This window comes from Paenibacillus radicis (ex Gao et al. 2016) (genome assembly GCF_014641555.1).
In the GTDB taxonomy this organism is placed as follows: Bacteria; Bacillota; Bacilli; order Paenibacillales; family Paenibacillaceae; genus Pristimantibacillus; species Pristimantibacillus radicis.
Genome location: NZ_BMHY01000003.1, coordinates 327367 through 346363, shown reverse-complemented (window position 1 = coordinate 346363; position 18997 = coordinate 327367). Strand labels below are relative to the sequence as shown.

General features: G+C 56.5%; 14 protein-coding genes. 11 read left to right on the top strand and 3 right to left on the bottom strand.

What is annotated here, in order from left to right; all coding sequences use genetic code 11:
• Nucleotides 1-28 precede the first annotated feature (28 nt).
• The 3 genes from IEX98_RS10165 to IEX98_RS10155 form a co-directional block, all read right to left on the bottom strand.
• A complete protein-coding gene (locus tag IEX98_RS10165; RefSeq protein WP_188888874.1) occupies nt 29-1093 on the bottom strand; it encodes an S-layer homology domain-containing protein in 1065 nt (354 codons plus the stop codon).
• Between the two features lie 248 nt (nt 1094-1341).
• Nucleotides 1342-2358 carry an electron transfer flavoprotein subunit alpha/FixB family protein gene (locus tag IEX98_RS10160; RefSeq protein WP_188888872.1) on the bottom strand — a complete coding sequence of 339 codons (1017 nt, stop codon included), beginning with the start codon at nt 2356-2358 and terminating at the stop codon, nt 1342-1344.
• Between the two features lie 63 nt (nt 2359-2421).
• Nucleotides 2422-3264 (bottom strand): electron transfer flavoprotein subunit beta/FixA family protein, encoded by an 843-nt coding sequence (locus tag IEX98_RS10155; RefSeq protein ID WP_188888870.1) that lies wholly within the window; start codon nt 3262-3264, stop codon nt 2422-2424.
• A gap of 226 nt (nt 3265-3490) precedes the next feature.
• On the opposite strand from IEX98_RS10155, the gene IEX98_RS10150 reads away from it, so the two are divergent.
• The 11 genes from IEX98_RS10150 to IEX98_RS10100 all read left to right on the top strand — a co-directional run.
• Complete coding sequence (locus tag IEX98_RS10150; protein ID WP_188888868.1) at nt 3491-5845, top strand: (Fe-S)-binding protein; 2355 nt, start codon at nt 3491-3493, stop codon at nt 5843-5845.
• Between the two features lie 168 nt (nt 5846-6013).
• Nucleotides 6014-8470, top strand: a complete 2457-nt coding sequence (locus IEX98_RS10145) for a 3-hydroxyacyl-CoA dehydrogenase/enoyl-CoA hydratase family protein (protein WP_188888866.1) — start codon at nt 6014-6016, stop codon at nt 8468-8470.
• Between the two features lie 516 nt (nt 8471-8986).
• The gene (locus tag IEX98_RS10140; RefSeq protein WP_188888864.1) at nt 8987-10201 is read left to right on the top strand and encodes an acetyl-CoA C-acyltransferase; all 1215 of its coding nucleotides are present in this window, start codon (nt 8987-8989) and stop codon (nt 10199-10201) included.
• A gap of 46 nt (nt 10202-10247) precedes the next feature.
• Nucleotides 10248-12068 carry an acyl-CoA dehydrogenase family protein gene (locus IEX98_RS10135; RefSeq protein ID WP_188888862.1) on the top strand — a complete coding sequence of 607 codons (1821 nt, stop codon included), beginning with the start codon at nt 10248-10250 and terminating at the stop codon, nt 12066-12068.
• 846 nt (nt 12069-12914) lie between these two features.
• Nucleotides 12915-14597: a long-chain-fatty-acid--CoA ligase gene (locus tag IEX98_RS10130; protein WP_229692101.1), complete on the top strand. Its 1683-nt coding sequence runs from the start codon at nt 12915-12917 to the stop codon at nt 14595-14597.
• A 21-nt stretch (nt 14598-14618) separates the two neighbouring features.
• Nucleotides 14619-15068 (top strand): PaaI family thioesterase, encoded by a 450-nt coding sequence (locus tag IEX98_RS10125; protein WP_188888858.1) that lies wholly within the window; start codon nt 14619-14621, stop codon nt 15066-15068.
• Between the two features lie 151 nt (nt 15069-15219).
• Entirely contained in the window at nt 15220-15420 is a 201-nt protein-coding gene (locus IEX98_RS10120) for a hypothetical protein (protein ID WP_188888856.1), read from the top strand.
• 204 nt (nt 15421-15624) lie between these two features.
• Complete coding sequence (locus IEX98_RS10115) at nt 15625-15813, top strand: hypothetical protein (RefSeq protein ID WP_042168109.1); 189 nt, start codon at nt 15625-15627, stop codon at nt 15811-15813.
• Between the two features lie 142 nt (nt 15814-15955).
• Entirely contained in the window at nt 15956-16708 is a 753-nt protein-coding gene (gene map, locus IEX98_RS10110) for a type I methionyl aminopeptidase (protein WP_188888854.1), read from the top strand.
• Nucleotides 16709-16849: 141 nt separating this feature from the next.
• Nucleotides 16850-18115, top strand: coding sequence for a molybdopterin-dependent oxidoreductase (locus tag IEX98_RS10105; protein WP_188888852.1), 1266 nt, complete (start codon nt 16850-16852; stop codon nt 18113-18115).
• A gap of 38 nt (nt 18116-18153) precedes the next feature.
• Nucleotides 18154-18997: sulfurtransferase (locus tag IEX98_RS10100; protein WP_188888850.1), on the top strand; the 844-nt coding region annotated here is incomplete at its 3' end.

Below are 18997 nucleotides of genomic sequence, written 5' to 3'. Positions count from 1 at the left end.
TATCGAAACTGTCTTTTGTCTTTTTTGGCTAGCTGCCGGGATTTGCACTTTCGCTTGTGTAGAAGGCGTAAATTTTCCACGCGTCGCCGGTCATCTTTTTAAGCAGATAGACGCCTTCATTCGACTGTGTCTCTACCGATTGGTTGTCGCCATCGGTCATCGTAATTTTATAGCTGCCGCCGGTCGACTCTACAGCTGCGAAGCGGTCGGTCTTTTGCAATACACGCAGCTTTTGTTCAACGGCTTTTTCCATTTTGAGCCCGTAGCCCTGTTTGGTCCATTTGACGACATCCGAGGCGTAAGCATTGCTGATCGTCAAGTAATAGCCGGTGTAAAATTTCGCAAAAGCATCGTCAAGCTGGTCGAAGTTTTTGTCCTTAAAGATTTGCAGCTCCTGCTCTTCTGAGTCCAGAACCGGCTGCGTGAGCTGACTGTCCTGAGGCAAAGCGCCTTTTTGCAAATCCAATGCTCTCTGCAGCATCACGACGGCTTCGGCGCGCTTGGCATTCGTAAAAGGCCGGAACATGGATACGCTGCTGCCTTGAATAATGCCCGCTTGGCTAGCTTGCTGAATAAAAGGCCTTGCGAAATAGTTCGGTACATCTGAAAAGTCTACCGCTTTGCCTTCGAATGAAATCGAGGATTGAAAAGCTCGAACGACGAGCACGGTCATCTCGCCGCGCGTAATGATCTGGTTAGGCCCAAATCGATTGCCGCCAACGCCATTCGCAATATTTAAAGCGGCTGCTACTCGAATCGGCTCGGCATACCAGCTGCCCGGTTGGACGTCGGCAAAGGTGACGCTGTTGTCCTCACTCTTTAAGTCCAGTACACGTACCAACATAGCAGTGAATTCCGCGCGGGTAACAGGAGCTTCTGGTTGAAGGGTCATATTACCTTTGGGATCAGTGTAGCCCTTCAATAAATCGGCGCTTACGAAGTTTTCTAATTGCGCATTGGCCCAATGCCCTTCGATATCTGTGGGATTATACAAATCCAGGGGATTGGCCTCGGCCGCTTCGATGGACGACGAATGGAGCGGATAGAACAAAGCTAAAGATAGAACAAGAACCAGGAAAAGCGATTTCTTCATTGCTGTGATACCTCTTTCTATACGAGTAGTCCAATTTAGACGATACCAGAACCAAGTAGGGGGTTCTATAGGGAAATGGTGGTATCGGGCGTGGGAGATCTGGTGATAAGTGCAAAAAGCAGCACCGTGAGGTCTGGTGGAGAAGACCTTGCGGAGCTGCTTTTTTTGTTGCGATTACGGACATTTAGTATTAATGGAGTGAAGGATTAGCGGCATGAAGAATCGCATGCGAACACTGGTAATTATAGTTAGGCTTCGGGCGAAGCCAGCGTTCGTTGCAGCTCAGCGGTCAGCAGCGGCACGACCTCGAACAGGTCCCCGACCACTCCGTAATCGGCAACGCCGAAGATGGGGGCGTCGGGGTCTTTGTTAATGGCGACGATGACACGCGACTGGCTCATGCCAGCCAGATGCTGAATCGCGCCGCTGATGCCGCAGGCGATATAGAGTTGCGGCGTCACGACCTTGCCGGTCTGCCCGATTTGCAGGGCATAACCGCAATAGCCGGCGTCGCAGGCGCCGCGCGAGGCGCCGATTGCGCCGCCGAGCACGCCGGCGAGCGCCTGCAGCGGCTCGAAGCCCGCTGCGCTGCGCACGCCCCTGCCGCCGGAGACGACGACGTCGGCCTCGGCGAGATCGAGCTGGCCGCCGGTGCGGCGCACAAGCGAGCGTACGGCGGTGTAGAGCGCGGGCACCGTGAACGGCAGCGGCTGCACGGTGCCTTGGCGGCCACCGTCAATCGCTTCCGCCGGCGGCAAATTGTTCGGGCGAATCGTGATGACCGATGGCCCGCCCGTGTTTGCAGCAGCGGCGGCAGCGGCGAAGCTGCGCCGCTCCAACGCCTTGCCGGCGTAGAGCGGGCGCGTGAAGACGGCGTCATCGCCTGCGCCGTCAATAGCGGTCACGTCGGCGATATGGCCGGCGTTGTATTTGGCAGCGAGGCGCGGAGCTAAGTCGCGCCCCGCAGCGGTATGGCCGAGCAGCAGCGCATCCGGCTGCACGGCATCGATGGCTGCGCCTATAGCGGCGAGATACGCCTCAGGCGCATAGCTTTGCAGGGCGGAATCGTCGGCGACATGCACGACGTCCGCCCCGCGGACGGCAAGCGCGTCCGCTTCCCCGGACACTGCGCCGGAGCCGGCAAGGACGGCATGCACCTCGCCGTCGCCGCCAGCAAGAAGCCGCGCTGCGCCTAGCGCTTCCAGAGCGACACGGCGTAATTTGCCATCACGGCATTCGGCAAATACGAGAATCGTTTTAGCCATTGCGAATGTTCATCTCCTCCCGGATGGGTTTTATAGGACGATAGATTTAGAGTTCGAAAGCTGCTAACCCAATTTTACGGCAGTCTGGAGCAGCTGCGTCAGCGCCGCGGCCTGCTCGGCAGGCGAGCCTGGGAGCCGTTTGCCAGCTGCCCGCGGCTCCGGCGGGAATAAGGCTGTCCGCACCGTTCTTGCTGCCGCCGCCGTTAGCCACTCGTTGCCGAAATCGGCTGGATTGACGCGGACGAGCGGTTTTTTCTTCGCCTTCATAATGCCTGGCAGCGAAGGGTAGCGTGGCTCGTTCAAGCCCTGCTGAGCGGTGACGAGTGCAGGCAACGGAATGGCGACGGTCTCGGTGTCCCCTTCTACGTCTCGCTCCACGATGGCGAAACGCTCGGCTGTCTTCGCTCCTGCCGGGATAGCGCCAGAAGCGGCAGCGCCCTCCGCTCCGGCAATGTCCAGCTTGACCGCCGCCGAAGCATGCGGCAGGCTAAGCCGCTCTGCGACCTGAAGCGCAACGCTGCCCGAACCGCTGTCTACGGCGAAGAGTCCCGCCAGCACGAGATCCGGCGCAAGCGGGCGCAGGATTTCGGCAAGCGCTGCCGCAATCGTGTGGCTGTCGCCCCCAGCCAGCAGAGTGCTGCCTTCGCTTTCCAAGCGGACCGCTTCATCTGCGCCCATGGCAAGGGCTGTCCGCAAAGCCTCTTCGGCCTTTTCTGGGCCCGATGTAATGACATACACCTTTCCGCCATGCAGCTCGCGCTGGCGCAGCGCCTCCTCCAAAGCGTACTCGTCATAAGGATTAATGACGAGCTTCGCCTCTCCGCTCGAAATGCTGCCGTCCGGCGTGACGACTATTTTTTCCTCCGTATCAAATGTTTGTTTAAGTAGAACGGCGATATTGAGCATGCAGCTCCATTCCTCCCCCGTTGATGTGAAAGTGGTGTAACAGCTCGGCTTATGGGACTTCCCATCAGTGCTACGATATGAGCGGAAACGCCGAAATAGACCCTCTAAGGCTGTCGCCCCGGCGGCATGTTCGCGTTCTTCGGCTCATATACATGGAGCACTGCGGCTTAATGAAAGCGCTATTAAAGCTTGTCCGAATCAGGCGGAGGGAAAGGGGGCGAAAAATATGTCGGCAGCTTTGAATTGGCTCGCTGAGCATGGGGCGGAGTTGGCTAGATGGATAGCTTTTGCTGCTGCGGTAGCGGTTGCGGGTTTGGCATCCGCGGCTGTCGTGCGGAGGCGGGCCTTGTACATAGGGCTCGGCGTGCCGGTGAAGCTTGACTGGCTGCCAGGCAACAAAGAAGGGGACATACGGGAGAGGAAGAAGCGAAAGCCGTCCTTTGCCGGGCAGGTGCTGGGCCATCGCAAGCTGCTTCACGATGTAAGAAGCGGGATTATGCATTTGATTTATTTTTACGGCTTTATCGTGCTTCAATTCGGCGCAGCGGATCTCATCTGGAAAAAACTAAGCGGACATCCTATTCCGTTTCCCTACTACGACGGCTTCGCCTGGAGCCAGGAGCTGACGGTATCGCTAGTGCTGCTTGCTGTACTATACGGCGGCTTTCGCCGCTATGTGGAGCGTCTTCCACGGCTGAAAAGAGGCTGGAAGCCTTCGCTCGTTCTATGGTTTATCGGCGGTCTGATGGTGACGGTGCTGTTCACGCTGGCGTTTGAACGGCTGGCGAGTTTAGGTGCGGCGGGTACGGGTACGGCAAGTGTGACAAATGCGTCCGTGCATCTCGTTGCCGAAAAGTACGCGCCGATATCTGCTTTATTGGCTGATGGACTCGGTGCGCTAGGCGTTTCTATTGGGAGCTTGGCCGCAGTTATCGGATACGAGCTGTTCTGGTGGCTGCATTTGCTTGTGCTTCTGTCGTTTCTCGTCTATGTGCCGCAGTCTAAACATTTTCACTTGCTAACGGGGCCGGTCAATCTATGGCTTCACCGCAGAGCGCCAGTCGGCAAGCTGTCCCCCCTGGATTTGGAGAATGAAGAGGCGGAAGCTTTTGGCGCGGGGAAGGTGGAGCATTTCACGCAAAAGCAATTGGTTGATCTATACGCATGCGTCGAATGCGGCCGCTGTACGAATGTGTGTCCGGCATCGAATACCGGCAAGCTGCTGTCGCCCATGCATCTGATGGTGAAGCTTCGTGATCATTTGACGGAAAAGGGGGCGGCGATTACGTCCAAGTCGCCGTGGATTCCTAAGGCGATGGGCGGAAGGATAGCGGGGGCGCATACGATGGGAGCGTCGCTCCCGGTGTGGGAGGACGGCTTCGAGGGCAGCGTGACTTCCATCGCACCAACGATGGCCGCGCAAGCGCAAGCATGGAGCGTACGGGCGGGATTAAAAGCGGAGGACGCCGAGCTCATTGGCGACGTTATGACCGAGGAGGAGCTGTGGGCTTGCACAACCTGCCGCAATTGCGAGGAGGTGTGCCCCGTCGGCAACGAGCATGTCGACAAAATTATCGATATGCGCCGTTATCTCGTACTGATGGACGGTAAGCTGCCGGCTGACGGCCAACGGGCGCTTCAGAATATCGAGCGTCAGAGCAATCCGTGGGGACTGCCCCGTGCAGAACGGGCGGCTTGGATTGAGGAATGCGAGAGCCGCACCGGCGTGCGGGTGCCAACGATGCAGGAGTTCAGAAAGGAAGCGGCGCTGCGGGTTGCGGAGTCTACCGGGATGGAAGAGAAGGGCGCTGCTGTTGCTGTTAAGGCTGCTGTGCCGGAAGTGCTGCTATGGGCGGGCTCCATGGGCGCCTACGATACGCGCAGCCGCAAGGTGCTCTACGATGTCGTACGTTTGCTTGACCGGGCGGGCGTATCGTTTGCGACACTGGGGCTGGAGGAACGAAGCTCAGGCGATACGGCGAGACGTATCGGGAATGAGCTGTTGTTTCAAGAGCTATGCCGCGAGAACATTGCGACCATTGCGAAATATGGCATCACCCGTATCGTCACCGTTTGCCCGCATACCTATAACGCTTTTAAAAAGGATTATCCCGATTTTGGACTTCCGGATTCTGTCGTAGTTGAACATCATACCGAGCTGCTGGCTGAATTGCTTAGCGCGGGCCGATTGGAGCCTCAACATGCGCTGAAGGAGCGAGTCACCTACCATGACTCCTGCTACCTGGGGCGCTATAACGAGGTTTACGACGCACCGCGCCAATTGTTGAAAGCGATACCCGGCGTTCAACTGGAGGAAATGGCGCGTTCGCGGGCTAACGGCATGTGCTGTGGAGCGGGCGGCGGATTGATGTGGATGGAGGAGCAAAGCGGCGTCCGGGTCAACATCGCGCGTACGGCGCAGGCATTGGAGGTGAGGCCTTCCGTTATTGGATCGGCATGCCCGTATTGCTTAACGATGATGGAGGATGGATTGAAGTCACTGGAGGCCGATGAACGGGTGTCGGCGCGCGACGTGGCGGAGCTGTTGGCGGCAAGCGTGTTCGGCTCAGAAGGCAGGTAGAGAGGCTGGCTAAGCGGAGTATTTGGGCATTGGACTGAGTGGGTTAGGGAGTAGGTAGACATAACGGGAGAGTGTCAAGGAGCTCAGAGTTATAGCCGAGAGAGAGTTAGAATTCGCGAAGGGCTGGAAGTTTAACAGAATTGTTTTCGAGAAAAGGGGTTGGTGCTTATGTCGAATCATCGTGCGGAATCGGTGCGCCGCGCTGCGGTTATCGGCTCCGGCGTTATGGGGGCGGGAATAGCGGCCCACCTTGCGAATGCGGGCATGCAGGTGCTGCTGCTCGATATTATTCCCCGGTCGCTGACAGAGGAAGAAGAGCGGATCGGGCTGACGCTTCATCATACACAGGTGCGCAATCGTCTCGCACAGAACGCGCTGCAGCGGCTGCGAAAGGCGCAGCCTGCAGCTTTGTATGACGCTGCTTTTGCCGAACGGATTACGGCAGGCAACTTAGAGGATGATCTTGCCGGACTCGCGGATGCCGATTGGATCGTTGAGTCCGTGGTGGAACGGCTGGATGTGAAACGAAGCCTGTTCGAGCAGATCGAGAAGGTTCGAAAGCCCGGAACGCTTGTCACGACCAATACGTCAGGGCTGTCCGTTGCGGCGATGGCGGAAGGGAGGAGTGAGGAGTTCCGGAGACATTTTGCAGCGACGCATTTCTTCAACCCGCCACGGTATATGAAGCTGGTAGAGGTTGTGCCAACGACGGATACTGACCCCGCTGTCGTTGGCAAATTGACGGACCTGTGCGAGAAAAGGCTCGGCAAGGGCGTCGTGCTGGCCAAGGATACGCCTAATTTTATAGCGAATCGAATCGGCACATACGGCATGCTTGTGACGCTGGAAGAGGTGCTGCGCTACGGACTCACTGTGGAGGAAGCAGACGCTCTGACAGGCCCGGCGATGGGTCGGCCGAAGACGGCGACATTTCGCATGCTGGATATCGTCGGGCTCGACACCTTGCTGCATGTCGTGGATAACGTTCGGGAGAGAAGCAGCGACACGGAGGAGCTTGCCGTGTTCGCCCGGCCCCCGGTCTTGGAGGCGCTGGTTGCATCGGGGCGGCTTGGAGAGAAGTCGGGCGGAGGCTTTTATAGGAAGAAGAGGGTTGCAGGCGGTGGGAGCGAGATCGAATCGCTTCATCTGCAGACAATGGACTATGGGCCGCGCAAGCAGGTCAGCTCTACTGTAATCGATGCGGCTAAGGCGGCAAAAGGCGCGGCGGGCAAAGCGAAGGCTCTGCTGGCGGCCGAGCCGGGCAGCCGGTATTCGCTGTTTGCTTGGCAGACGATCAAGCGGACGCTGCTTTACTCCGCGAAGCTGACCGGCGTCATTGCCGATTCCATCGTAGAGATCGATCGGGCGATGAAATGGGGCTTCAACTGGGAGCTGGGACCTTTTGAGCTATGGGATGCGATCGGACTTCGGAGGTCCGTGCAGCGTATGCGCGATGAAGGCGATGAGGTGCCGGGCTGGGTGCTTCAATGGCTGGAGGCGGGCAATGAAAGCTTTTACCGGAGTGCCGCTCCTGAAGCTGGTTCGCCACAAGGTACTGTCGCCAAAAGGTTCTACGCAGCAGCCCGCTCGGACAGTCGTTATGAATTCGCAGAGGAGGAGCAGGGTGCAGACGATATTTCATTAGCAGCGTTAAAAGAATCCGGACGTACGGTGCTGAGTACCTCCGGCGCGAGCTTAATCGACCTAGGTGATGAGGTCGTCTGCCTGGAGTTTCACTCGCCGAACAATGCGATTGGCGGCGATATTTTGACGGCGATTCAGCGGAGCACTGACGAAGTAAGCCGTAATTGGCGGGGGCTCGTCATTGCGAATGAGGGCCGGAATTTCTGTGTCGGCGCGAATCTGATGCTGCTGCTCATGGAGGCGCAGAGCGGCGACTGGGAGGAAGTCGAGGATATTATCCGGCTCTTCCAATCCAGCATGCTGGGGCTAAAAAGACTCGATCGTCCCGTCGTGGCCGCACCGCACCGGATGACGCTGGGCGGCGGGGTCGAAGCCTGCTTGCCGGCGGATCAAATCATTTACTCGCCGGAGACATACTTCGGCCTGGTGGAAACCGGAGTTGGACTCATTCCGGCGGGAGGCGGCTCGAAGGAAGCGGCTGTGCTGGCTGCTCAGCGAGCAGAAGGCGGCGAGCTCCAGCCGCATTTGAACGCGCTATTTGAGACGTTAGCGCTTGCAAAAACCTCCACGAGCGGCTATGACGTTGGCCGCATCGGCTTGAGACGCCCGCAGGACCGGGTTATCGCGCGGCAGGACGCGCGGATTGCCGAGGCGAAGCGGGCGGTGCTGGAGCTGGACCGGGCGGGCTATGCACCGCCGCAGGAGAAGCGCGTCCGCGTGGCCGGCCGCGAGGGCAGGGCTGTGCTGCAGCTTGGCGTGCAGAGCTTGCAGCTCAGCGGGCAAGTGAGCGCGCATGACGCCTTGATCGGCGCCAAGCTGGCCCATGTGGTGGCCGGCGGCAACGCTGCGCCGGGCGCGGAGGTGAGCGAGCAATATTTGCTCGATCTGGAATGCGAAGCGTTCCTCAGCCTCTGCGGCGAACTCAAAACGCAAGAGCGGATGAGCCATATGCTCGCGACCGGCAAGCCGCTGCGGAATTAGTTGGATGGGCTCGTTCGTGTGGGGAAAGCACAGATTGCTAGACGGAACTCGATAGCTTTCCTTAAAAGTAACTTTCAATCGGCTGATCGCTGCGCTTAACGGTACGGGGACCGCACAAACTGCAAAAGTACATTTTGATTTGCCGTTTGGAGGCCGTATCGGGCTTCAAAATGCAAATCTGCAGTTTGTTTGGCTGGATTGGGCACAAAAACGACGTTTTAGCCCAATTCACCTGCACTTTTACATTTTGAGCAGCAAAAACGGTCGTTTTGAGGCAATCAGCCTGCACTTTTGCATTTTGAGTAGACAGTGCGGCGCTCGCGGGATGAGATTACTGTTCTGCTAGCAGTTAATGAGGCGTGCGGTTGAGGTTACTGATCTGCCAGCAGCTACTAGCGCGAAGTGATTAGTTAGTTTTATTCGTGCGAAAACGCTGCGACGAGCTCCCGATCAACGTGGGATAACGAGTTTGTGCAGTTGAATTAAACGGGCTTGAAACAAAGGAGGGGAAGGCCGATGGGGACGGCGGGCAAGCGATTTGCCGAGGATGACCGTGACGCGGTAATCGTATCGGCAGTACGAACGGCGGTCGGCAAGGCGAAGAAGGGGAGCCTTGCCGATACGAGGGCGGAGGATCTGGGGAGGGCCGTACTGCGGGCCGCGTTGGAGAGGGCTCCGGGGCTTGCGGCGGAGGAAGTGGAGGATGTCATTATCGGATGCGCGATGCCGGAGGGTGAGCAGGGACTGAATATGGCGAGGGTTATCTCGCTGTATGCGGGTTTTCCCGTGACGACGCCGGCGGTCACGGTCAACCGGTTTTGCGCTTCGGGGCTGCAGGCGATTGCTTATGCAGCCGAGCGTATCCGGCTTGGCGAAGCGGAAGTGATTGCCGCCGGAGGTGTGGAGAGCATGAGCCATGTACCCATGACCGGCTTCAAGATGGCGCCGCATCCCGGCATCGTCGATTCGATGCCGGAGGTGTACATGGGCATGGGTCACACTGCCGAGGAAGTAGCCCGCCGCTATGGCGTGAGCCGCACAGCGCAGGATGCTTTTGCAGCGTCCAGCCACCGCAAGGCGGCTGCTGCGATTCAGGATGGCCGCTTCAAAGAGGAGATCGTGCCGGTGACGGCTCGCCGATCGGGCGTGAACGAGGCGGGGCGGCCGTGGGAGAGCATGATCACTTTTGACACGGACGAGGGTGTCCGACCTGATACGACACCGGAGGCGCTGGCGTCGCTCAAGCCTTCTTTTGCCCGCGAAGGTACGGTAACGGCAGGCAATGCTTCGCAAATGAGCGATGGAGCTGCAGCGGTGATCGTTATGAGCCGCGCGCGTGCCCGGGAGCTTGGGCTGCAGCCGCTAGCTGCGCTCCGTTCTTTCAGCGTTGCGGGTGTTGCGCCGGAAGTGATGGGCATTGGCCCGATTGAGGCGGTGCCCAAAGCGTTAGCGAAAGCAGGTGTCGAGCTGGGAGAGGTTGATTTGTTCGAGCTAAACGAAGCATTCGCGGCCCAATGTGTGCCCATTATCGAACAGCTCGGCATCGATCCCGACAAGGTGAACGTTAACGGCGGCGCGATAGCGCTTGGACATCCGTTGGGCTGTACGGGGACGAAGCTGTCAGTGTCGCTCATCCATGAACTCAGGCGCCGGGGCGGGGGGCTTGGCGTTGTGACGATGTGCATCGGCGGCGGTATGGGGGCGGCCGGGCTGTTCGAAGTCTATCCATAGGTAATCCGAAGGACTTATATCTGCAAGGGGAAGGGAGATTGGCGGCATGACGGATAAAAAGCGATTTGGCGGCCGGTTTGTCGTAGAAGATGCTTTGCCTTCGGCGACGGTGACGCCTGAGGATTTCAACGAGGAGCAGCGCATGATGGCGCGCGCAGCGGCAGAGTTTGCCGAAGGAGAGATCGCGCCGCATGACGAGCAGCTGGAAGGGCTGGACTATGGTTTGACGGTGAAGCTGATGCGGCAGGCGGGCGAACTGGGGCTCCTTGGAGCAGATGTGCCGGAAGCCTACGGAGGCCTCGGACTGGATAAGGTGAGTACAACACTCCTATCTGAGACGCTGGCGCGGGCTTCTTCCTTCGCATTGTCGGTAGGTGCGCATACGGGCATCGGCACGCTGCCGATCGTCTTTTTCGGTACTCCGGCACAAAAGCGCCGCTACCTGCCTAAGCTGGCTACTGGCGAGCTGATCGCCGCCTACTGTCTGACAGAACCGGCTTCCGGCTCCGATGCGCTTGGCGCAAAAACGACAGCGAAGCTCTCGGCCGACGGCCAGCATTACCTATTGAACGGCTCCAAGCTGTACATTACGAACGCAGGCTTTGCGGATGTGTTTATCGTGTATGCGAAGGTGGACGGGGAAGCTTTTACCGCGTTCATTGTGGAAAGGGATACGCCGGGGTTCAGCATTGGTCCTGAGGAGCACAAGATGGGCATTAAAGCTTCGTCGACATGTCCGCTTTATTTTGAGGATGTGGCGGTACCCGTTGAAAATGTGCTCGGCGAAATCGGCAAAGGGCATCATATCGCCTTCAACATTCTCAATATAGGTCGGTTTAAACTGGGGGCGGGCTGTCTAGGCGCAGCCAAAGAAACGATTGAGCTCGCTTCCCGATATGCCAATACGAGGCAGCAGTTTGGACGCGCGATTTCATCCTACCCGTTAATCGGTGCGAAGCTGGCCGATATGAACATTCAAACTTTCGTTATGGAGAGCATGGTGTATCGCACGGCAGGCTGGATCGACGGTACGCTCCAAACGACGGAAGCGGAGGCCGATTCACCTGACGCGGGAGTGCTGGCGGCAAAAGCGATCAGCGAGTATGCCATCGAATGCTCCATCGTAAAAGTGTTTGCCTCTGAGGCGCTGGATTTTGTCGCTGACGAAGGGGTTCAAATCCACGGAGGCTACGGCTACATCCGTGAATACAAGGTGGAGCGGATTTACCGCGATTCGCGGATTAACCGGATTTTTGAAGGGACGAATGAGATCAACCGGATGCTCATACCGGGCACACTCCTCAAAAAAGCGCTAAAGGGCGACATACCTCTCCTGCAAAAAGCAAAAGCGCTGCAAGGCGAGCTGCTCCAGCCGCTGCCAGTACCAGCCTTTGATGAGCCGCTGGCGAAGGAGACGTATCGAATCGCTCAAGCGAAAAAAGCGTTCCTCGCTGTTGGAGGGCTGGCTGTGCAGAAGCTGGGAACGAGGCTGGATCAGGAGCAAGAGGTGCTCTGTGCGATGGCGGATATTATGATTCAGATTTTTGCCGCTGAAAGTGCGCTGCTGCGTACGAAAAAGCTGGCTCAGGAAGGCGCGGCAGGTGTTGCGGCGGCAGCCACTGCTGCGATTGCCATCACGCCGCGCACCGAAAACGCGATACAGATGACGGAGGTTTTCGTTCAGGAGGCAATGGATCGCATTGAGTCTTACGCCAAGCTGGCCCTTGCTGCACTGGAGCGTGGCGACGGTTTGCAAATGCAGTTGTCCGTGTTGAAAAAGCTGATGCGGGCTCCGCTGGCCGACAACGTAGCGAAGAAAAGGGAAATTGCCGCCCGCGTCATTCGAGGGGAGCAATACATTGTGTAGGAGGGGGAACGCTTTATGGATCCGTCAAAACCGGAACGGCCGCTTGTACCCGAAAATCGGCAGGAGCCGAATCAATCCGCACCCGATGAACAGACATTGTCTTCCCAGGAGGAGAATACGGAGACGGAGCAGCCGGTAGAGGCTGGCTCCTCCACCGAGACGGCAGACGTCTCAATTGAAGCAACAATCGAACCGGAACCCGAGCTCGAAGTTAGTCCAATTTTCTCAAACGAGGGTGAATCTGAATCCGATATCGAGCCTGCCGAGCAGGAGCTCGAATCCGAGGCTGGACCGGAAACCGAGCCCATACTCGAAAATGAGGCCGGGTTGGAGTCTGAGCAAGAGGAGGTTGAGCTTCAAGCAGAAAACGGAATAGTGCCCGCAGAATCTGAGCTTGCACCCGGGGCACAACTAGAGGCGGAGTCAGAACCCGAGATCTTAAATGTGCCGGAACAAGAACAAGAGCAAGAACAAGAGCAAGAGCAAGAACAAGAGCAAGAACAAGAACAAGAGCAAGAACAAGAACAAGAGCAAGAACAAGAACAAGAGCAAGAACAAGAGCAAGAACAAGAGCAAGAAGCAGTACTCCAGCATGAACATGTACCGGAGATTGAGCCTGGCGACGGGGATTCTCAACTTGCCCATGAGCCTGAGCATGAGCCACAAGAAGAACCCGAGCTTTCTAATGACCCGGCAGCTGAGCCTAAAGAAGAAGTCCAAATTGCAAGCGAACCGGAAGCTGAGACAGAACCTGAGCAAGCAGAACCCCAGCTTACAAATGAGCATGAGGCCGAGAGCCAGACCGAACCCCAAGCCCCCTCGTCCGAGGAACGCCCGCGGCCGTGGCTGGGCAGCTACCCTGAGGAAATCCCGGCTTCACTGGATTACCCGAACCACAGCATTGCTTGCCTGCTGACGAAGGCGGCCGAGAACTATTCGAACAATGAAGCGATTTACTTCATGGGCAAGTCGATCAGCTACCGCAGCCTGCTTCAAGATGCAAACCGCTTGGCGAATGGTCTGATTTCCCTAGGAATCAGCCAAGGGGACCGCGTCGCGATTATGCTGCCGAATTGTCCGCAAGCGGTAACTGCTTATTTTGGCGTCCTGCTGCTTGGCGCTGTAGTCGTTCAGACGAATCCGCTGTATGTCGAGCGCGAGCTGCAGCACCAGCTGTCCGATAGCGGTGCAAGCGCGATTATAACCGCCGATCTGTTTTATGCCCGGCTGGCGCGGGTGCGCGGCGAGCATCCAGAGACGGGGCCGCTGCCGAAGCTGCGTCATGTCATCGTTACTTCAATCAAGGACGGCCTGCCTTTTCCGAAAAATCTGCTCTATCCGCTCAAGCAGCGCAAAGAAGGCTTTCGAGCCGATATTCCTTACGGCAGTCTAGGAATTGTCGCGTATAAAAGGTTGCTTGGAGCAAGCTCCGCACTGCCGGTCGTTACAGACACAACTGGAGACGACCTTGCGCTGCTGCAATATACCGGCGGCACGACGGGAACGCCGAAGGGCGTTATGCTGACGCATCGCAATCTCGTGGCCAACACAGTGCAGACGGCGGCTTGGTGCTATAAAGCGAAGGATGGCGAGGAGAAATTCCTGGCGGCGCTGCCGCTTTTCCATGTATTTGGATTAACGGTGTTAATGAACATGTCGGTAATGAAGGCAGGGTCGTTGCTGCTGCTTCCTCGCTTTGAGGTTCCGGCGGTGCTGCAGGCGATCGACCGGCTGAAGCCGACGATTTTCCCAGGGGCTCCAACGATGTATGTCGCGCTCATCAACCATAAAGTTGCCGTCCACAGCGATCTGTCCTCCATCGAGGTATGTATCAGCGGCTCTGCGGCATTGCCTCTTGAGGTGCAGGATCGTTTTGAAGAGATGACGGGCGGGCGTCTGATTGAAGGCTATGGCTTAACGGAGTCTTCGCCGGTGACACATGCGAATCCGATCTGGGGCAAGCGCAAAATCGGCACGATCGGCCTGCCTTTCCCGGATACGGAAGCGGCGATTGTTAATGCCGAGGGCGATTTTTTACCGGTGGGCGCAATTGGCGAGCTTGTTATTCGGGGACCGCAGGTGATGAAGGGATATTGGAACCATCCGGAGGAAACGGCGTATGCGTTAAGAGGAGGCTGGCTCCATACCGGTGATCTGGGGGCGATGGACGAGGAAGGCTTTTTCACCATTGTAGACCGGATGAAGGACGTCATTATTGCGGGTGGCTTCAACATTTATCCGCGTGATGTCGAGGAGGTGCTCTTCGAGCATCCTGCCGTTATGGAGGCTGCGGCTGTCGGCGTGAAAGACGCCTATCGCGGGGAAACGGTAAAAGCTTTTATCGTATGCAAAGAAGGGGCGGAGGTGTCGCCGGAGGAATTGGATCAGTGGTGCAGGGAGCGGCTTGCCGCTTTTAAAGTTCCGCATGTATATGAATTCAGGAGCAGCCTGCCCAAGACGATGATCGGTAAAGTGCTGAAGCGCAAGTTATTGGAGGAGGAACATACGGATACAGAGAAGCGGAGTTGACGAAGCTAAGGGGGAATGCGCGTGTCGGTGGAGGAAGGGTATGAACAGAAGCAGTATGCCGACCCGGCTAACTTTTTAGCCATGCTTGCGGAACGGGCCGAGGATTCCTTCTGGGGAGAGCTGGGCTGCGAGATCATCCACGCGGAAGCCGGCAAAGCCATTATTAGTATGGTAACGGATCGGCGTCATCTCAATTTGCTCGGCATTGTGCACGGGGGCGTACTTATGTCGCTTCTGGACAATGCTATGGGGCTGGCGATTATGCTTGCTTGCCGGGATGAGAAGACGGTGACGGCCACGCTGAATACGCATTTTCTAGAGAGTGCCAAGGCAGGCCCGCTAAGATGCGAGGGAGAGATTATACACCGGATCGGGCGGACGATCACACTTCAAGCTTTTGTCAAAGATGAGGACGATCGGCTCATTGCGTGGGGCAGCGGCACGTACCGCATTGTTACAAAAACGAAATAATTTGTCCAATAAATGATACGAACGTACGGTTGCCCAAATATATCCAATTGAGCTATAATCTAACCTATATATGGAAGCGTGATAATTTTTCGAACGACTGAAATTCAAAACAGTAAAAGCCGATAAACATGGTAGGAAAGGAGGCGGAGATATGGTTAACAGCTGGGTAACATATATTATGCTAGCATTTGGAATATTGGTTGCTGTTATTGGTGTTTTTGCGTATTTGCGGATGTTCTACAAGGAGAAGAGCTTGTCCTCATCCCCAACTGCGATTGATATCCCGCCTCCGATAAACGCACGCGTTGCACCGCAGGAGGACAAGGTTTCTGCCGACGAGCTAAAGCAATGATTTAGATACTCTGGACAGGACTTACAATTGAATGCTTTCGCATTCGGTTCTGAAATGTTATAATAGTAAGAAAAATGCAAACATTGTGACTCATTCACCATGGAGTTGCCTGCACCGATCGGGGGTTTTGCGGTGTGAGAGCCGCATCCGTTCTCGGATTTTGTTATTTAGGACGACCATCCAACGTATAGGGGAGGAGATTTCATGGCGAAGCATAGCCAGAATGAGGTCAAGGAAAGCCTGAAGGAACTCACGAGAATCTTTCAACCGAAGGATCCGCGTAAATTTGTACGCGATTATATTCGCAAGTACCGGATTACTGGCGGGTACGAGGATGAACTGACGATGTTGGTTGAGGATGAGATGGACAAATTGAACTCCTCGGTCGGATAACAGCAGGATAATAACGGTCTTACATCTGTGGCAATATAGATGTAGGGCCTTTTTGTTTTTCCTTTTTTCACAAAATAGATACCACTCCGTGTTATGTTCCGTCTCCTTCCCGAATAGGGTGATCATAGGGGGGATGCCTCACATGGCGATGGAATTGAAGTCCAAGGACGAGATCCGGTCCATTCGAAAAGCAGGGCAAATATTAGCCGCCTGCCACAAAGCGATTGCCAAACGAATCGCTCCCGGAGTCACAACGCTTGAGATCGACCGGTTTGCTGAACGTTTCTTGCTGGAGCGGGGAGCTGTTCCTGCTCAAAAAGGGTATAAGGGCTATCCCTATGCGATTTGCGCCTCGGTTAATGAGGTCGTGTGCCATGGCTTTCCCGACATGGTACCTCTGTCTCAGGGAGATATCGTCACTATCGATATGGTGGCGGATGTGAATGGCTGGAAGGCGGACTCGGCGTGGACGTATGCGATCGGCGCACCCACGCGAGAGACGGCAAGACTGCTGCGGGTGGCGAAGCTGGCGCTTAGCCGCGGCATAGCGGAAGCGGTTCCGGGCAAAAGGCTCGGAGACATCGGCCATGCCATCCAACAATGCACGGAACAATCAGGTTATAAGGTCATTACGAGCTTTGTCGGCCATGGCATTGGACGGCTGCTGCATGAGCCGGAGCTGCCTCAGGCTAAGTCTGGCGGGCGTGCTGGCCGGGGAGAGCGGCTTCGCGAGGGTATGGTCATTACGATCGAGCCGATTGTGACAATCGGCGATGCAAGCGTATATATCGGGATGGACGGCTGGACGGCGAGAACACTCGACGGCAGCCTGTCGGCGCAGTTTGAACATACGGTAGCGATTACTGAAGCGGGGCCGGTTGTTTTGACCCGGTAGAGGTTGTGTATGATGCGGACAGCTTGACGGCTCAAGGAACACCCTGCCTCGTGGCAGGGTTGTTCGTCGTTCAGCGGGATTGCTATAATAAGGGAAGAAAAGCAGGTCACCGCCACGGAGGCGGAGAGGAGCGAACATACGATGAATGGGCTGACTAAACTGCGCAAAGGGTATGGGAAGAAGCTCGTAAGACTGCATGCATGGAACGGCTGGATCGTCGTGATTTTGGCCATATCCGGATTGGTACTGCTCGGAGGCTTCTGGAGAGGCATTCTAGGCGAAGGCCGCGTATGGCTAAAGGGACTGCACATCGTTGTCGGTATCGCTTCGATTATGCCAGTTATCTACTATCTGCTGCTGGCGGGCAAGCATTGGAAGCAGCTGAGGGAAAAGCCATGGCAGCGGTTCAATGTGCTGGTGGTGCTGGGATTGCTTCTTGGCTGGTTTATTTCCGGGGTGCTGCTCTGGCAGTTTCGGGCTGTCGGCCCGGCTTGGGCCAATGCTGCTCTCGTCGTGCATGACCTGTTGACATGGATCGGACTGCCTTATATTATTTACCACTCCATAACTCGGGCAAAATGGCTCAAAGAGCCGCAGCGACGGACGATTCGTGACGAATCGACGGCTTCTGGTGGAGAAGTTACGGGTGCAGGCCAGCGTGGCATTCATCCTGCGGCGGGGCCGCAGGCAGTATATAGCCGGCGTACTGTTATTAAATGGTCAATCGGCGCCGGGCTTGCCGTCGTGATAGGACCTTCGTTTCTGCAATGGCTGGGGAAATCGCTCGGATCAGGCCTTGGAGGAGGCTCCATTGACGAGATCGTAGCGAGAGACGGCAACCATCTTGCTCCGCCGCCGGAGCCGCTGCCTGCATCGCTGCTGCCAAGTGGTGGAGGGGCACGGGGTAATTTTCGAATATATACGGTTACGCCAATCCCGACCTTCAACAATGATAATTGGTCTTTTACCATCGACGGTCTCGTAGACAAGCCTATGAAGTGGAACTGGGAGAAGTTCGTGGCGCTTAAGCGCAAGGTGCAGGTGAGTGATTTTCATTGCGTTACGGGCTGGTCGGTTTACAGCAATACGTGGGAAGGCATTCTGCTGAAGGATTTTTTGCGGGAAGCGGGCGTTCAACAGGCTGCCAAGACCGTGAAGTTCTACTCTGGTGACGGTGTGTATACGGATACGCTGACGCTGGAGCAGGCGGCACTGGATGATGTCATGATCGCCGTGCTGCATGACGGGAAGCCGATACCGAGCGATCTCGGCGGACCCGTGAGGCTGATCGTGCCGAAGATGTATGCGTACAAATCGGTCAAGTGGCTCAACCGGATTGAGCTGATCGAAGGCGAGCATGTCGGCTATTGGGAAGAACGCGGTTATGCGAACGATGCTTGGGTGTAATTGTACATAAATAATGGTGTAGAGGAGACGGTTTAGATATGGTGCAATATATTACAGTACAAGAATTAGCGGCGAAAACAAAAGGGGAAAACAGAATCGTCATCGCAGATTGCCGTTTTCTATTGAATGATCCATCGGCAGGCGAAGCGGCTTATGAAGCGGGTCATATTCCAGGCGCGTTCTATCTCCACTTGGAGCGGGATCTGTCGGGCCCAAAACAACCCGGCGGCCGTGGCGGACGCCATCCATTGCCTGAACCAGGCCAGTTGGCGGACAAGCTTGGCTGGATTGGGGTAGGCAATAAGACGATGGTCGTCGCCTATGACGATCAAGGCGGTGCTATGGCATCGCGTTTGCTGTGGCTGCTGAAATGGCTGGGTCATGATGGGGATACAGCTATTTTAGTTGGTGGCTTTGCTGCTTGGCAGGCGGCAGGCGAGGCAGTGTCGTCAGAGGCTCCTGCGAATGTTAAGGCGTTGCAATTCACGCCTCAGGTGCAAGAAGGAATTGTGGTGGATGCAACGTATGTGCGGGAGCGGATTGGTCGCGATGATGTTACCATCATCGATTCCCGCGAGGCTCCGCGATATCGTGGCGAGGTCGAGCCAATCGACCCGGTTGCTGGACATATTCCAAGCGCGGTGAACCGCTTCTGGAAGGACGGCTTTGAGGAAGCCGGCGCTTTGAAGCCAGTTGAGGCGCAGCTTGAGCGTTTTGCAGGATTGCAGCAGGACGATGAGATTATCGTTTACTGCGGGTCGGGTGTGACTGCGACGCCGAACGTGATCGCGCTGGAAAGCGCGGGGTTTAAGAACGTGAAGCTTTATGCTGGGAGTTGGAGTGATTGGAGTAGCAACCCGGAGAATCCGGTTGCCGTGGGGG

Coding starts and splice junctions, on each gene's coding strand:
- IEX98_RS10160 (WP_188888872.1), bottom strand. CDS start 2,358: ATGGCTAAAACGATTCTCGTATTTGCCGAATGCCGTGATGGCAAATTA.
- IEX98_RS10150 (WP_188888868.1), top strand. CDS start 3,491: ATGTCGGCAGCTTTGAATTGGCTCGCTGAGCATGGGGCGGAGTTGGCT.
- IEX98_RS10155 (WP_188888870.1), bottom strand. CDS start 3,264: ATGCTCAATATCGCCGTTCTACTTAAACAAACATTTGATACGGAGGAA.
- IEX98_RS10120 (WP_188888856.1), top strand. CDS start 15,220: ATGGTTAACAGCTGGGTAACATATATTATGCTAGCATTTGGAATATTG.
- map (WP_188888854.1), top strand. CDS start 15,956: ATGGCGATGGAATTGAAGTCCAAGGACGAGATCCGGTCCATTCGAAAA.
- IEX98_RS10140 (WP_188888864.1), top strand. CDS start 8,987: ATGGGGACGGCGGGCAAGCGATTTGCCGAGGATGACCGTGACGCGGTA.
- IEX98_RS10105 (WP_188888852.1), top strand. CDS start 16,850: ATGAATGGGCTGACTAAACTGCGCAAAGGGTATGGGAAGAAGCTCGTA.
- IEX98_RS10165 (WP_188888874.1), bottom strand. CDS start 1,093: ATGAAGAAATCGCTTTTCCTGGTTCTTGTTCTATCTTTAGCTTTGTTC.
- IEX98_RS10115 (WP_042168109.1), top strand. CDS start 15,625: ATGGCGAAGCATAGCCAGAATGAGGTCAAGGAAAGCCTGAAGGAACTC.
- IEX98_RS10135 (WP_188888862.1), top strand. CDS start 10,248: ATGACGGATAAAAAGCGATTTGGCGGCCGGTTTGTCGTAGAAGATGCT.
- IEX98_RS10145 (WP_188888866.1), top strand. CDS start 6,014: ATGTCGAATCATCGTGCGGAATCGGTGCGCCGCGCTGCGGTTATCGGC.